Annotated in this window: 14 protein-coding genes; 11 read left to right on the top strand and 3 right to left on the bottom strand. The window is 46.2% G+C overall.

Annotation, left to right across the window (positions count from 1 at the left end; genetic code table 11):
• Window positions 1-152: 152 nt before the first annotated feature.
• The 4 genes from ESB13_RS15080 to ESB13_RS15065 all read left to right on the top strand — a co-directional run bounded on the left by ESB13_RS15080 (window position 153) and on the right by ESB13_RS15065 (window position 2,918).
• Entirely contained in the window at window positions 153-674 is a 522-nt protein-coding gene (locus tag ESB13_RS15080) for a DUF6265 family protein (protein WP_129004467.1), read from the top strand.
• 371 nt (window positions 675-1,045) lie between these two features.
• Window positions 1,046-1,288, top strand: a complete 243-nt coding sequence (locus ESB13_RS15075; RefSeq protein ID WP_129004466.1) for a hypothetical protein — start codon at window positions 1,046-1,048, stop codon at window positions 1,286-1,288.
• A gap of 72 nt (window positions 1,289-1,360) precedes the next feature.
• Window positions 1,361-2,458, top strand: a complete 1,098-nt coding sequence (locus ESB13_RS15070; protein ID WP_129004465.1) for a sensor histidine kinase — start codon at window positions 1,361-1,363, stop codon at window positions 2,456-2,458.
• 13 nt (window positions 2,459-2,471) lie between these two features.
• Window positions 2,472-2,918, top strand: coding sequence for a response regulator (locus ESB13_RS15065; protein WP_129004464.1), 447 nt, complete (start codon window positions 2,472-2,474; stop codon window positions 2,916-2,918).
• A gap of 92 nt (window positions 2,919-3,010) precedes the next feature.
• On the opposite strand, the gene ESB13_RS15060 is transcribed toward ESB13_RS15065, so the two are convergent.
• On the bottom strand, window positions 3,011-3,448 hold the full coding sequence (locus tag ESB13_RS15060; protein ID WP_129004463.1) for a DUF6526 family protein: 438 nt from the start codon (window positions 3,446-3,448) through the stop codon (window positions 3,011-3,013).
• A gap of 4 nt (window positions 3,449-3,452) precedes the next feature.
• Entirely contained in the window at window positions 3,453-6,509 is a 3,057-nt protein-coding gene (locus tag ESB13_RS15055; protein WP_129004462.1) for an AsmA family protein, read from the bottom strand.
• Between the two features lie 121 nt (window positions 6,510-6,630).
• Between ESB13_RS15055 and ESB13_RS15050 the strand changes: the two genes are divergently transcribed.
• From ESB13_RS15050 to ESB13_RS15020, 7 genes are all read left to right on the top strand, one after another.
• Entirely contained in the window at window positions 6,631-7,905 is a 1,275-nt protein-coding gene (locus ESB13_RS15050) for a sensor histidine kinase (RefSeq protein ID WP_129004461.1), read from the top strand.
• 177 nt (window positions 7,906-8,082) lie between these two features.
• A complete protein-coding gene (locus ESB13_RS15045) occupies window positions 8,083-8,694 on the top strand; it encodes a 2'-5' RNA ligase family protein (protein WP_129004460.1) in 612 nt (203 codons plus the stop codon).
• Window positions 8,695-8,732: 38 nt separating this feature from the next.
• Complete coding sequence (locus ESB13_RS15040; RefSeq protein WP_246022562.1) at window positions 8,733-9,335, top strand: 2'-5' RNA ligase family protein; 603 nt, start codon at window positions 8,733-8,735, stop codon at window positions 9,333-9,335.
• 259 nt (window positions 9,336-9,594) lie between these two features.
• Window positions 9,595-10,701 carry a PA0069 family radical SAM protein gene (locus ESB13_RS15035; protein ID WP_129004459.1) on the top strand — a complete coding sequence of 369 codons (1,107 nt, stop codon included), beginning with the start codon at window positions 9,595-9,597 and terminating at the stop codon, window positions 10,699-10,701.
• 50 nt (window positions 10,702-10,751) lie between these two features.
• On the top strand, window positions 10,752-13,187 hold the full coding sequence (gene pheT / locus ESB13_RS15030) for a phenylalanine--tRNA ligase subunit beta (RefSeq protein WP_129004458.1): 2,436 nt from the start codon (window positions 10,752-10,754) through the stop codon (window positions 13,185-13,187).
• Between the two features lie 6 nt (window positions 13,188-13,193).
• Window positions 13,194-13,484: a hypothetical protein gene (locus ESB13_RS15025; protein WP_129004457.1), complete on the top strand. Its 291-nt coding sequence runs from the start codon at window positions 13,194-13,196 to the stop codon at window positions 13,482-13,484.
• A 27-nt stretch (window positions 13,485-13,511) separates the two neighbouring features.
• Window positions 13,512-13,808, top strand: coding sequence for a cell division protein ZapA (locus ESB13_RS15020; RefSeq protein ID WP_129004456.1), 297 nt, complete (start codon window positions 13,512-13,514; stop codon window positions 13,806-13,808).
• A gap of 49 nt (window positions 13,809-13,857) precedes the next feature.
• Here ESB13_RS15020 and ESB13_RS15015 read toward each other — a convergent pair whose 3' ends face one another.
• On the bottom strand, window positions 13,858-14,385 hold the full coding sequence (locus tag ESB13_RS15015) for a hypothetical protein (protein ID WP_129004455.1): 528 nt from the start codon (window positions 14,383-14,385) through the stop codon (window positions 13,858-13,860).
• Between the last annotated feature and the right edge of the window lie 150 nt (window positions 14,386-14,535).

The raw sequence follows: 14,535 nt of genomic DNA, 5'->3' as shown, positions 1-14,535 counted from the left end.
AATATGCAATAATACTCGTGCCAATTCGCTTTATCCGGGGACTAAAAATTCTGTTTCAGGGGGAAGGGGGTGCGGGAAGGAATGGATGACATTAATGTGAAAGGGGGATGGAGTTGTGGCGGCAATTATTTATGTTTATCTTACTTCGACCAATGACAATGCTTATGAACGTGGTTAAATACTTCTGTTTTCTATTGCCTTGCTGCCTGTTTTTGATGCCGGGCGGGGCTTCGATATTCAAAGTGGGTGGTTTGCCTGGTGATGGCGTTCGTATAAGTGAGCTGAAGTGGTTGCTGGGAACCTGGCAGCAAAAGAAAAGCAACGGGGCTATTTACGAAAGCTGGCAGCAGATAGATGACAGTACTTTTTATGGCAAAAGTTATTACCTGAAGGCAGCGGATACGATGATGCTCGAGGTGGTGAGCCTGGAGCATCGTAATGGCCAGTTATGGTATGTGGCGACCACGATGAATCAAAACGACAGGAAGCCTGTTGCATTTGTTATGCGTTCCGGTACGCCATCGTACCTGGTTTTTGAGAACCCTGCGCATGATTTTCCTACCAGGATCACTTACAGGCATCTAGCGGCTGATTCGCTTATGGCGGAGATATCGGGGCGTTTGGATGGGAAGGCGATGGTGAGGCAGTTTCCGATGAGCCGGGTAGTGCGCTAGTTTAGTTGTTATTGGCTGGCGGTTTATTGTTTTGATATCAATGGTATTAATGCGGCTCCATGGCGGCTTTAAGACGGCTATATAAAGCGTACTTTTTTGGTGGTGGGTTTATGGCTTTTGCTGCGGGGGATTTGTTGCTGCACCGGGTTATATGGCAATATTTATTCCTATTTGTAAGGGTGGGGGAGATATTTCTTATGTGGCGGCTGTGCTGTCAGACCTTCATAGTTATGGGAGGACTAACGTTTGTTAATTTCAGACATTTTGTCTATCTCCCTAGGTTTAGGGGGGAATGGTGTAGGTAAAAGTCGGTAAACAAAGTGATTGGCAAGGTAATTGAACAATATGGGAAAATATTCTAATTTAGTCGCATGGAAAACGTTTGTGTGATTACAGATTTCGAAGAGATTGCCACTACCCGAAAATTTGAGCAGGTTGCAACGCCTGGCGGACTTGAGGGCTATTCTATCTTCCTAGGAGGTAACTTTATATTTATACAGAACCCTAAGCATATGACCATCCGCTTTCATCTGCCCAACTTCACTTCGCAGATGAATCCTGATATGATCCATACTTGGATTGAGCGTATAAAGCGTCTTTATCCAAATTTTTAGGTGTTGATAACATCCGGGACATGAGTTTTGCCGTAGTTTTACACTTTGTAAGCTGCATATAACCGTATTCCGATGTCCCTGAAAACCGACGAGCGTCTTTATAAAAGGATGTTCGATGAAATAGAAGATTATGCTATTGTGTCCCTTGATGTCAACGGGCGCATCTCGAACTGGAACCGAGGGGCCAGTTTGATCAAGGGCTATACGAGCCAGGAGATCATAGGTCAGCATTTCAGTATATTCTACACACCTGAGGACATTTTAAAGAATAAGCCAGCGCATTTAATAAAGCAGGCTGCTGATGAGGGGAAGGCTAAAGCCGAGGGATGGCGTATGCGTAAAGATGGTACGCGTTTCTGGGGGAGCATTCTTATTACGGCAGTGCATGATGATGACGGTTCGCTGATAGGTTTTACGAAGGTAACCCGTGATCTTACGGAGCGGATGTTAGCGGAGCAGGCTGCGATGAAGCGTATGGAGGAGCTTGGCCGTATTAACCGTGACCTGGAGCAGTTTGTTTATATCGCGTCGCATGATCTCCAGGAACCTTTGCTTACGATTTCCAATTTCATAGAGCTCATCAAGGCTGAATATGCCGAGGCGCTGGAGGCAGATGCGCAGGCTTCGACGTATGTTAATTTTATAGAGGAGGCTTCGTTAAGGCTTCGGAGTCTTATCAAGGGTTTGCTTGATTATTCGCGTATAGGCCGTCAGCAGCTTATATCGGAGGTTGATTTTAATGTGCTTATGGAGACGCTCAAGAAAGATATGCGGGTATCTATAGAGGCAGCCGATGCTACCATTACCTATACCAGTTTGCCCGTAGTGCGTGGTTTTGAGACGGAGCTTCGTCAACTGATGCAGAACCTGATAAGCAATGCGCTCAAGTTCAAAAAGGAAGGGGTGTCGCCGGTTATAGAGATCTCGGCAGAGCGAAGGGATAACCAATGGTATTTTGAGGTAAAGGACAATGGTATTGGTATTGATGAAAAGCACCGCGATAAGATATTTATGATCTTTCAACGGCTTCATAACAGGGCTGAATTTGAAGGGAATGGTATTGGTTTGGCTCATTGCAAGAAAATTGTGGAAATGCATCAGGGGCAATTGTCGGTAAAATCGACTCCAGGAGAAGGCAGTACCTTTTATTTTACACTTAATATTATATAACGCTCATCGTATCATGAAAAAATTCAAAAACCTCGATTGTGTACTGTTAGTAGATGATGATCATCTGGCTAATTTCATTCACACAAAGGCTATACAGAAGTCGCAGGTGGATGTGCATGTTCAGGCGACGGAGTCTGCACAGGAGGCGCTTGACTTTCTTACCCATGGTTCGAAGGTTGAGTGTTCTACTGAGTTGCCTCGTCCGGGTATTATATTCCTTGATATCAACATGCCTGGCATGTCGGGCTGGGATTTTATGGAGGAGTATACCAAGTTATCATCGGATCAGAAGGCAAAGATCGTGGTGATCATGCTTACGACTTCGCTGAATCCTGATGATGAGCGCCGTGCTATTGGCAACAATGATGTGATCAGGTTTATGAATAAGCCGCTGCGTGCCGAGATGATGGAGGAGATAGCTGCGCAGTATTTCGAGGAGTGCTCGAAGAGTCCTGCTTAATTATTTTGATAAATTATAATATTTAAAGGCCGTATCTGTTTTTGATACGGCCTTTGTGCAATATTGGGAACCGGTTTGTGTGGTTGTAGTTCTTATACCCTCATATGATCGGGGCGCCAGTTTTTGATGGCCTGTTTTATGAGATCGGGGGTTAGTTGTTCCCGGAGTGTACGTTGTACGAGTGCGGGCAGTTCTTCGTCGCTGGCGAAGCGAAGTGCCGCCAATTGTCCGAATGTGAGTTGTGGCTGGAGCAGCTCGAGCCGTGACTGTGTTAAGACATAATACCTGAAAGACATTTCCAGGCGTACCAGCCTGTTTTGTAACATGAGCGCGTAGTGCTGGCGTGTCATGAATGCCAGCCAGGTAAGCATTATTACCAGGGCTGTAAGCATTATCCATTCATTTGTATTTGCCGTATTGCGCATGATGTTGCGAATGCTGATGATGAGCATAGCCAGCACGATGGGGTAAAACATGAAGTGATGTGGCGGGTAGTACCGTACGTGGTTTTTATAGTTCTGTGTTTTCATTTGTTTATTGTTTCTTTTTAAGTATTCCTTTTAATAAGCCTTTACCTGCTTCTTCTACTTTCTGGCGTGTGCTTAAGCTGTCTTTTGTTGCGGTGCTATCTTTTTTTGCTCCCAGCAACTGTTCTTTCAATGCTTTGCCTGCGTCTTCTATCACCTTATTCTTTACTGACTGGAGTGTATCCCTGGCGGCTTGTTTTGCAGCTGCCACGGCGCTGTCGGCTGCGGCTTTCTTTTCTGCTGCAAAATTATTCGCCTGCTGTTTGAGGTCTTCTGCGAGGCTGGTTGTTGCTCCTTTAAGATCGGTGCTGATGGTGGGTTTGGTGATGCTGCCGCCGAGGTTGATCTTGAGGTTGATAACATCGCCGGGGTTAATGCTGATGCCCTGTGCGCTGGCTTTTGATGCGAGGGTGTTGACCAGCTGGTTGGCTTTTGCTCCCAGTTTTTCGCGTGGTACCTTCATGTTGATGACATAGTCGATGCTTTGGTCGATGCCATGCATGCCGCCTATTTCCATCCCGATATCTTTTACCTGCAGGTTAAAGGGCTTTACGAGCACTTTACCATTAGCCAGTTCGAACTGGCTTTTGAGATCTTTCAAGGTAAGGTCCCGGAGGTCGGCGATGTTAAGTGTTGATGCCAGTTTGCTTAGTGGTTCGAATTTGCTTAAGACGCCCTGGAGCAACAGCAGGTTACCGTTGCCTGTAAGGCTGCCGAGTTCGGGCATCATGGTTTCTCCGAGCCGTCCTTTTAAGGTGAGCTGCGAGCTCAATTTTCCTGCTATGAACTGGCCTATGGGCATCAGTTTCTGCACTGTATTGAAGGCATAAAAAGTTTTCTGGATGTCGAGGTCTTTTACATCGTAGCTGAGGGTGATAGCCGGTTTCTTTTTGTCTTCTTTTGTGGCATATGAGCCATTGAGTGCGAGGCTACCGCCCAGCGCCTGCATTTGCACATTCTTCAGTTGTATAGCCTGGTCTTTTATGTCGAGTGTGCCTGCTACGTTGGAGTAGGTTGTTTTGTCGTAAGTGACTTCACCGGCGTTGGCGGAGAGGGTGAGCTGCAGGTTGGAAGGCACGATGAATGGTTCGGATGTTGTTGTGGTGGTGGTGTCGGTTGTGGTGTTGCTTAAGCCCATCCATTTGTTAAGGTTTATTTTATCGGCTTTAACCTGGAGGCTTCCTTTCAGTGCTTCGTCTTTCAGGGCATAACCAAAGAGGTTATCGAATCCGCCGCCTGCGGTAAAGTTTGTTTGCATGAAGCTGCCGGCTACGTTGCTTATGGCAACGCGTGCGGGGTTAAAGGTTACATCACCTGTTTTGAGGGCTACGCCATCGGGATAGTCTTTGGATTTGTATAAAATATTATTTGCGTGTATGCTACCCGAGGTTTGTATGGCATCGTAGCGTTTGGCATCGATAGCTGATTTCTTTCCTTTGCATGCTATGTTGGCCTGCAGCTGGCCTGACAGTGAAGTGCCTGGTTCAAAGGTGTAGAATTGTGCAATGTTAGCGAGGTTGAGGTCTCCTTTTGCCGTTACGTTGAAATCGGGATCGGATGCCGGTGTTTTGAGCACGAGTGTGAGGTCTGCTGCATCTTTACCTACTTCGATGTGTGCTGCTGGTATTTGTATGGTGGTATGATCGGGGACGCCATCGGGGTTGGTGAAGACGATACGTGCGCTTGTATTCTGAATTGGCTGCGGGAATGCGGGTGAGGCGTAGTATAACCTGCTTATTTCTGCGAAGCCACTTGCGGTGAAGTTACCGGGTTTTTGTGCCAAGACTACGGCAAGGTCGCCTTTTGCCTGGACGTCGGCATTTACGAGGCCCGAAAGTTTGGTACCTGCGTCGAGTTTTACGAATTGGGTAACGCCTGCGAGGTCGAGTTTACCTTTTGCACCTGCGTCGATATACCGGTTAGTCATGGGTTGTTTTAAGAGCAGGTGAAAATCGAACGGGTCTTTTCCAAATTCAATATGTCCTTTTTGAATATCAACAACTGTATTGTCGGTGATACCATCGGGATTGCTGATGTGCATGGCCAACTGGATATTCTGAACGGGGGCGGGCAGGTCGGGGTATTGGAAGAAACCATTTTCTATCCCTAGTTCAAGGGAGTAGGAGGGTATTTGAACAGGGGTATAAGTTCCTTTTACGAATCCTTTCAGGGTAGCTTTACCGCTGGTTTTGATTTTGTCGAAATCTTTTTTATAGACAGCGGGGACCAATGACAGGATACTTTTGAAGTCGTTGGATGGGGCGTTGAAGTTGATGTCCATTTTATAGGTACTATCGTTTAGCAGCTGGAAGGAGCCGTTTGTCTGCAGTTTCAGGTCATTGACGCTGATATCTTCTGTTTTAAATTTAAACAACATTTTAGCTGCTTCTATTTGGATATCGGCGTTTATGCTGGTGGTGGTATTGAGCAGATAAGGGATGCCGCCATAGGTAAAGGTTACGGCATCTGCTTTGGTTTTGGTGCTGAGGGTAAACATGTCGGCTGTGAAATCGCCGCTACCTTCGTGTTGCAGGTGTTGTATTTCGCTGCTCATACCGGCCTGTTCGTCTTTATAAACGATATAGCCATCGTTTATAACGTAGTGTTGGAGCTGCATGCGGAAGCTACCGGTTGCGGTGTCGGCTGCTGCAGTTGTTGAGGTGTCGGGCTTCATGATATTCCAATTGGCCTGTCCTTGTTTATTGACCAGTGCGAAGACCCTTGGTTGTTTTACTATAACGGAATGGATCTGCATTTCATCTCCCTTAATTACACTCCATAGGTTAAGGGCAAGGTTGGCTTCTTTTGCGCTTAGCAGGGTATCGCCGCGGAATGGCGACAGGCCTACGATATTCATGTTATCGATAGCTACGGATACGCGTGGAAAGCGGCGGAAGAAGGAGACGGTTACGTTGGTGAAGTCCACTTTTGCGTTAATATTTTTATTGATCTGTGTTTTTACTATACGAATGATCCTTCCTTTGAATATAAAAGGCAGGGTAAACAAGAGTGCTATCAATACGAGCAGGCTTATGCCGGTGATTTTTATAATTTTTTTAAGCATTCGCGGAGTTTTTATATGATTTAAATGAGGGTGTTAACGCTAAGATACTATTTAAGGGAATTATCAAATTGCGTGCTTATTTACTTAATTTGCATAGTGGCGTACTTATAACCCCCTGCGTTTGAAACAGAAGATTAAAAATACCTGGACCTGGTTAGTGGGTGATTCTCCTGAATTCACAGCTGAGCTTATTGCTTTTAATTCCATTGCTATCATTACTTTGATCATATTGCTGGTATTGCTGCCTATTAATATGCTAATAGGTTTGATGAATGTTACCCTGATGATCATTGTGCTTATCATTGCGCAGTTTACGTTCTATTATCTTTCGCGTTTCAAGAAGCGTTACCTGCTTGGGGTTGCGATTTATACTATTGTTAGTTACGGGGTACTTATTCTTAATTTCTTTTTTAATGCCGGCAGTTATGGGCCGACGCTGTCGTTGTTTTTTTTAACATTTCAATTGCTTATTGCTTTTTCTCCCAAGCGCTGGCATTTTCTGTTGTTCCTTGCCCATTTCATGGTGCCGCTTGCTTTGATGTTTGTTGAATATTATCGTCCGGAACTGGTGCCTTATACCTATGTGAAAGATCAGGACCGTTTTGTAGACCTGCTCACGAGTTACCTGGTGATACTTGTAGGTATGTACTGGATCACTATTTACCTGCGTAATAATTACCTAAGGGAAAAGGGAGTTGCGGACCAGGCACATCTTGAAAAAATAAAATTGTTTTCCGTGATCTCGCATGATCTGAAGAGTCCATTGGCGGCTGCGGTAAGTCTTGGTCAGCTGATCAACGAATTTCAGCATGATGAAGCTGACAGGAAGGAATTGCAGAAGGAGTTACTGAATATCAATAAGGCAACGCTTGATATGTTCACGAACCTGGTGGCGTGGTCGTCGACACAAATGCAGGGTGCGCGGGCGCGGTTAACGAAGGTTGACCTGAGGTCTTGTATCAATAATGTGCTGCAAATACAGCAGCGGTTTCTTACGGGGAAGCAGATCAGGATACATGTGGAGCTGGTTGCGGAGCCGGCTGTGAAAGCTGATGTTGACATGATGGAGCTTGTGATCAGGAACATTGTGCAAAATGCTATCAAGTTTTCTCCTGTGGGTGGTGAGATCTGGATCACGAACCGGATCACGCGGGGGCGTTATGTGCTTATGATACGTGACAAAGGAGTAGGGATCAATGCTGCGCGGCTGAAGCACTTGTTTACTTTGAGCATTGATTCAAGTTATGGGACGGGCAATGAGAAGGGGAGTGGTTTGGGTTTACATTTGTGCAAAGAATTTATGAAGCTGCAGGGCGGGCAGATATGGGCTTCGTCGGTAGAGCATATGGGCAGCACCTTTTATATATCCATTCCTGTTTATACGGATGCGGGGTAACAGCGTTGTGCTGGCGGCATTGCTGCCGCCAGCATTCATAGGTTGCAACGCCCCTGTCTACTATCATTACCTTTCAACGCTGTGCGGTGGTGTTTTTCTCCAGGTGCTAAATTCTTTTCCAAAAATACTAATTTATTTAGTATTTGTCCTTAAATTTATTCCCTGAAATGAAAGTTTATGGAAACAGGATGCTTAACAACCGGAATGTTTAATGTGCCATCGGCTGAGACATTTGAGTATCTGCTGGTGGTACAGCCTGATGCGAGTGTTCGTACGCAGGTGATGGAGGAGCGCTATTTTTTTAACGGGCTTTACCGTCAGGGGGTTGCGGACAGTATGCCTCCTGATATAGCTGTAGCCAGTTTTACGGCGAAGGAAGCTATGGAGGATATCCTGATCCGCTGGCTAAGGCGGATGATTGCGCAGCAGCCTGGTTTTACGGTAACGCTGAATAACTATGGTGCTATACCGCCACAGGCGTTGTATTTGCGTGTGCAGGACCAGGAGCCTTTTTTAAAGCTTGCGGCGGGACTTCAGCCAGTATGTGATTTTTTGAAGGATAACCAATGTCCACCTTTATTACGCTATAGTAAAGCGTTTATACCGCTTGCTTCGAAGTTGCCTCCGGCTGTATTTGAGAAGGCGACGCCCGATTATGCCAGGCGAAGTTTTCATGCGTCGTTTGAGGTGCAGCAGCTGGCGCTTATACGCAAGAGTGCGGATGGCACCTGCAGGAAGATACAGGCTTTTGGGCTGAGGTCTTCTGTAAGCGATCAATATGCGGCCTGAATGGCTGAATGACCTGTGTGACCAATAAATGAACCTGTATGACAACAAATAGCCCGGTAGCCGGTTATCCTGAAGCCGAATATCTCCTGGTAATTCAGCCGCATGCTGACCTGTATGATAAGATCATGGCGTGTAAGAATGAATTTGCTGAAAAGTATAATGCTGCTGCAGCAGCATTTGGCAAGCCTCATATTACTTTACTGCGATTTAAGCAGGTACTTATGGCGGAGGAGAAGATCACGCGTCATATTGGTGCTATTGCTAGTGCATGCCCGCCGATGAAGATCGAACTTAACGATTTCGGCAGTTTTCCTTCGCATACTATTTATATCAATATTATTGGAAAGCAGGCTATCAGGTATATGGTACGGGAACTGAAATTGGTTCAAAGGCTGGTGAAGGGCAGTGAAAAGCCTCATTTTATTACCGAGCCGCATCTTACCGTAGCGCGCAGGCTACAGCCGCAGCAATATGAGCAGGCGTGGAAGGAATACCAGCATCTATCTTTTTCGGGTCTATTTATTGCGGAGCATTTGCTGCTGCTGAAGAGGGCGCCGGGTATGCGATCGTACCAGCAGGTGGCAAGTTTTCCGCTTCTGAACAAATCTACTGCGGCTACGCAGGGGGCATTATTTCTTTGAGCTGTTTCTAAAAAGCTACCTATCTCCTGAAAAACATTTTTTCCTGACATACAGTCTTCCCCAAAGCATTCATTCAAAAGCGTATTTCATTTGAAAGGGTACTTCTTCGTAATGGTATTTCGTTCGGAGGGGGCATGTTATGCAGCATACTGTACGACTGGCGGTAAGCAATGCGAACATATTTCATTTGAAAGAGCGCGTCATTTTATCAGAAAAACACCATTTAACGGGAAGGAGAGCTTTCCATAATAACGGCGCTATGAATACTAAAGAGCAGCATCCTAATGCCCGGCCGAGACCTGTGCCGGGGAATAATGAACAATACCATTCGGGGAGGGGCGCCCAGATAAATACGCCCAACCGTTTTCTTTCGCATGAGCGAGTCAGGGAATTTGTAGAGGGGATTGACGACTGGACGGAAGATAATCCTGCCACTGTTTTTCTCGAGGAGCAGGCTAAAAGTCTTGTCAACAAGGTGGACAGCCCTGATGTGGGGATGTATTACAGTATGAATCCTTACCAGGGTTGTGAGCATGGTTGTATTTATTGTTATGCGCGGAATTCGTTCGAGTATTACGGGTATAGTGCGGGGCTTGATTTTGAGCAAAAGATCATTGTGAAGAAGAATGCGCCGGCGTTGCTGCGGAAGTTCCTGATGCATCCCAAGTGGGAGCCGCTGCCTATTTCGCTGAGTGGCAATACGGATTGTTACCAGCCTGCGGAGCGTAAGTTTCGTCTTACGCGGCAGTTGCTGGAGGTGTGTCTTCAATTTAATCAGCCGGTGGGGATCATCACTAAGAACGCCGGTATACTGCGGGATAAGGATCTGTTGCAGGAGATGGCTCGGAAGCGGCTGGTGAGTGTGCTGATTTCGGTGACCTCTTTCAATGAGGATCTACGGCGGGTGATGGAGCCTCGTACGGCTACGGGGGCGCAGCGTTTGAGAGTGATCAGCGAGCTTAGTGCGGCGGGAGTGCATACCGGCGTAATGCTGGGGCCTATGATACCGGGGCTTAACGAGCATGAGATGCAGGCTATCATGAAGTCGGCGAGTGAGTCGGGCGCGCGTTTCAGCGCTTATACCTTTATCAGGCTCAATGGTGCTATTAAATTATTATTTCATGACTGGCTTTTCAAGAATTTTCCTGACAGGGCAGATAAGGTATGGCATCTTATTGAGTCGGGGCATGGCGGCCAGGTGAATGACAGTCGTTTTGGGCTTCGGATGCGGGGTGAGGGGCCTATAGCTGACCTGGTGCGTCAACAGTATAAAACGTATAGAAAATTGTATCATCTGGATGATGAGCGATGGGAGCTTGACGGCACTTTGTTCCGTCGTCCGGGGGAACAAACAAGGTTGTTTTAGTTGTTAACGGCGCCCGGGCTTATATTTGCAGTCTGTTCAAAGCAACAATAATGACAATATCTTATAATTGGCTTAGCTCTTACCTGCCTTCCAGTGAAGCAAACCTGGACCAGGATAAGTTGTCTAAAATATTAACGAGTATAGGGCTGGAAGTGGAGAGCCTTGAGAAATACGAGCGTATTAAAGGCGGGTTGCAGGGTTTGGTGATTGGTGAGGTGCTGGCGTGTGAAAAACACCCTGGTGCTGATAAGCTGAAGGTGACAAAAGTGAATACCGGTGGCGCCGAGCCATTGCAAATAGTATGTGGCGCTCCCAATGTAGCTGCGGGTCAGAAGGTTGTAGTAGCCACTGTTGGCGCTACCATTTATCCCAGCAGTGGTGAGCCTATGACTATGAAGCTGGCTAAAATACGCGGCGTAGAAAGTTTTGGTATGATATGCGCTGAAGATGAAATTGGCATGGGGCAAAGTCATGCTGGTATTCTCGTACTGCCTGATAGTGCGGTGCCGGGAACTTCGGCGGCAGCTTATTTCAAACCTTATTCAGACTGGGTGTATGAGATTGGGCTTACTCCGAACAGGATGGATGCGATGAGTCATTTTGGTGTTGCAAAGGATGTGTGCGCTTATCTCACCCATCATTTCAAGAAGGAGCTGCGGGCTATCAATCCTCTGAATGTTAGCTTCAAGCCTGATGCTACGGAGGTTCCGGTTCAGGTGACTGTTGAGAATGAAGAGGCTTGTCAGCGTTATGCCGGTGTTACCATCAAGGGTGTTACTGTGCAGGAATCTCCTGAATGGCTGAAGGATAAGCTGTTGTCGATAGGGCTTCGTCCTATTAATAATATTGTTGATATTACCAACTATATACTGCATGGAACCGGTCAGCCGTTACATGCTTTTGACCTGGATAAGATAAGGGGGGGCAAGGTTATTATCAAGAATATGCCTGAGGGTACTCCTTTTGTTACGCTTGATGAGAAAGAAAGGAAGCTGCACCCGGATGACCTGGTCATTGCCGATGCGGAAGGGCCTATGTGTATTGCGGGTGTATTTGGGGGTTTGCATAGCGGCGTAACGGCGGGCACTACCAATATATTCCTGGAGAGCGCGTGGTTTAACCCGCAGCGAATCCGTAAAACTTCGTTTCGTCACGGCTTGCGTACCGATGCGGCTACCCGTTTTGAGAAAGGGGTGGATATTTCGAGCTGTGTGCAGGTGTTGAAACGTGCTGCTCTGCTGATAAGAGAAGTGGCGGGCGGTTCTATTGTTTCGGATGTTATTGATTGTTACCCGGCTCCTAAACCTAAGGCTGAGGTGGCGCTGAAATATCATTACCTGAAGAAGCTAAGCGGTAAAAACTATCATCCTGATGCGGTGAAACGCATTCTTACCAGTCTTGGTTTTGAAATTATCAAAGAGGGTATGGATGAGCTTTGGGTGGCTGTTCCTTACAGTAAACCTGATATTTCGCTGCCTGCTGATGTGGTAGAAGAGATTGTGCGTATTGACGGGCTTGATAATATTGAAATACCTACTTCCATCACAATAGCTCCTTCAGTTGAGACGTTAAGCTTCAAGGAAGGGCTGAAGGAGAAGATTGCGGGCTACCTTGTGGGCAAAGGGTTTAATGAGATTATGACCAACTCTATTACCAACAGCGCTTATTTTTCGGAAGCAACGCTGGAGACGGCGGTTAGGATGATCAATAACCTAAGCGCCGAGCTTGATGTCATGCGTCCTTCCATGCTTGAAACCGGTTTGGAGGCGCTTGCTTATAATATCAACCGCAGGAATCAGAATCTCCGGTTCTTTGAGTTTGGCAAGACCTATTCTACCAGTGGTCCGGGTCATTATCATGAAGAAGAGCATCTTTGTCTTTATATCACTGGTTTGCGGAATGAGCAAAGCTGGCAGGAGAAAGCCCATGCTGCTGATTTTTTTCTTGCCAAGGGTATTGCCGAGGCATTGCCTGAATTAGCGGGTGTGAAAGGTGTGCAGTGGGTGAAAAGGGAGCAGGAGCATCATCCGCTGGAGCTGGAATTGCAACAGGGCAAGACTGTTTTAGGAAGGCTGACCGTGGTAAGCAAAAGTTTATTGCAGCGTTTTGATCTGAAACAGGATGTTTATTTTATAGATCTCAATATTGCCCAGCTGGTGCAGCAGGGGCAGGCGAAAAAGATCACTTACCGTGAAATATCGAAATTTCCGGCTGTGCAGCGTGATCTTGCGATTGTTGTGAAAAAGAACACGACGTATGATGCTGTTGAGACGCTGATACGTAAAACCAAATTATCGAAGTTGCAGCAGGTAAGACTGTTCGATATATTCGAAAGCGATAAACTTGGTGCAGACAAGAAATCAATGGCCATCAATTTTACTTTCCTGGATGAAGAAAAAACGCTCACCGATAAGGAAACGGATGGTATGATGAATAAACTGATCCATGCTTTTGAACAGGAGCTGCAGGCTGAAATCAGGAAATAATACCATGTGATGCTGAACCTGGATACGCAAATACAAAATTTACAGGAAAAACTCCAGTTGCTGCTGAAGTCATACCAGGCGCTGCAGAAAGAAAATATGCAGTTAAAAAGGGACCTGGCATTACATCAGGCGGCACTGGAGAACAAAAACTTCAGGCTCAACCAGTTGGAGCAACAGGTTGACGTTTTGCAGGTGAATGCGAAAACGCAGACTGCCGAAGAGCGGAAGGCCCTGGAGCAACGGGTTGACCAATATTTGAAGGAGATTGATAAATGCCTGGCGCTGCTTAACGCCTGATCGTGGTGATCTATTAATTGTATTAACATGCTTGAAGACCTGATACCGGTAAATATTGTGATTGGTGACCGCAGTTACCGTTTGAAGATTGAACCTAAGGACGAGGAGTTGGTGCGTAAGATCATTAAGCTGATCAATGACCGGATTCTTGAGTTCAAGACGAACTTTGCGGGAAAGGATATGCAGGATTATATTGCGATGGCGCTGATATGGTTTGCTACTGAGCAGTCGAGGGCTGGGAGCGAACTTATTGCTTACCAGGAAATTAGTGAAAAGCTGGCGGCGATGGAGGCGATGGTTGAGCGCGGTATGGAGGGAAAGTGAAGAGTTGTGGTGTTTTTCATATGGTTAGTGTGTATGGTGGTGTGTTGTTTTAACGGAACTTGACATTCATGTTGTGTTTTTTAGCGTAGGTTTTTCCTGTTTCGTAGAGATCGCCGTGAAGCTGGTCGAAGGCGGCGGCGTATTTTGTTTCGATATCACCGGCCAACGTGTTTATATCCTGATCGCTGGCTTTCTGGTCGCATTTTTGGGCTAACTGCATGTATTCCTTTTCATATACGGGCAATGCGAAACGATAGAGTTTCAATGCTTTTTCTTTGATCTTGTCGGCATCTTCATCCGGCGGGGTGAGGGCTTCTATTTTTTCTATTGTCTTTTTGATATAATCAGCTTTGGCCTGGATCACCTGCCGGGCTTCGTTTCCTTTTTTCTTTTCGGTTGAGCCGGGATATTCAGTAGCGGCGCCTTTTACATTTCTGACGAACTGTTCGGTTCCAAAATCGAATACGATGTTGGAATTTAATACTGTGATGTCGAAAAACTTATTGGGATCGGGGCGGTTACAGGCTGCGCATAAGGCGATAACGGAAAGAAGGAACAGGTGTTTTAAGTTGTTCATTGTTATATTGATATTTAGATTTCGTGTTTTACCGGTGGTTTAGCTACCGGCAAGAAACGGGCCGAAAGGTTAATTATGTGGCAGTAACATATGTGTAAAGATATGAATAGATAATAGAATATGCTGTAAGGGAGGGATACCTGTAATAAG

The sequence above is a fragment of the Filimonas effusa genome (assembly GCF_004118675.1).
In the GTDB taxonomy this organism is placed as follows: domain Bacteria; phylum Bacteroidota; class Bacteroidia; order Chitinophagales; family Chitinophagaceae; genus Filimonas; species Filimonas effusa.
The sequence above is the reverse complement of the archived record's forward strand: the minus strand, read 5'-3'. Positions and strand labels throughout refer to the sequence as shown.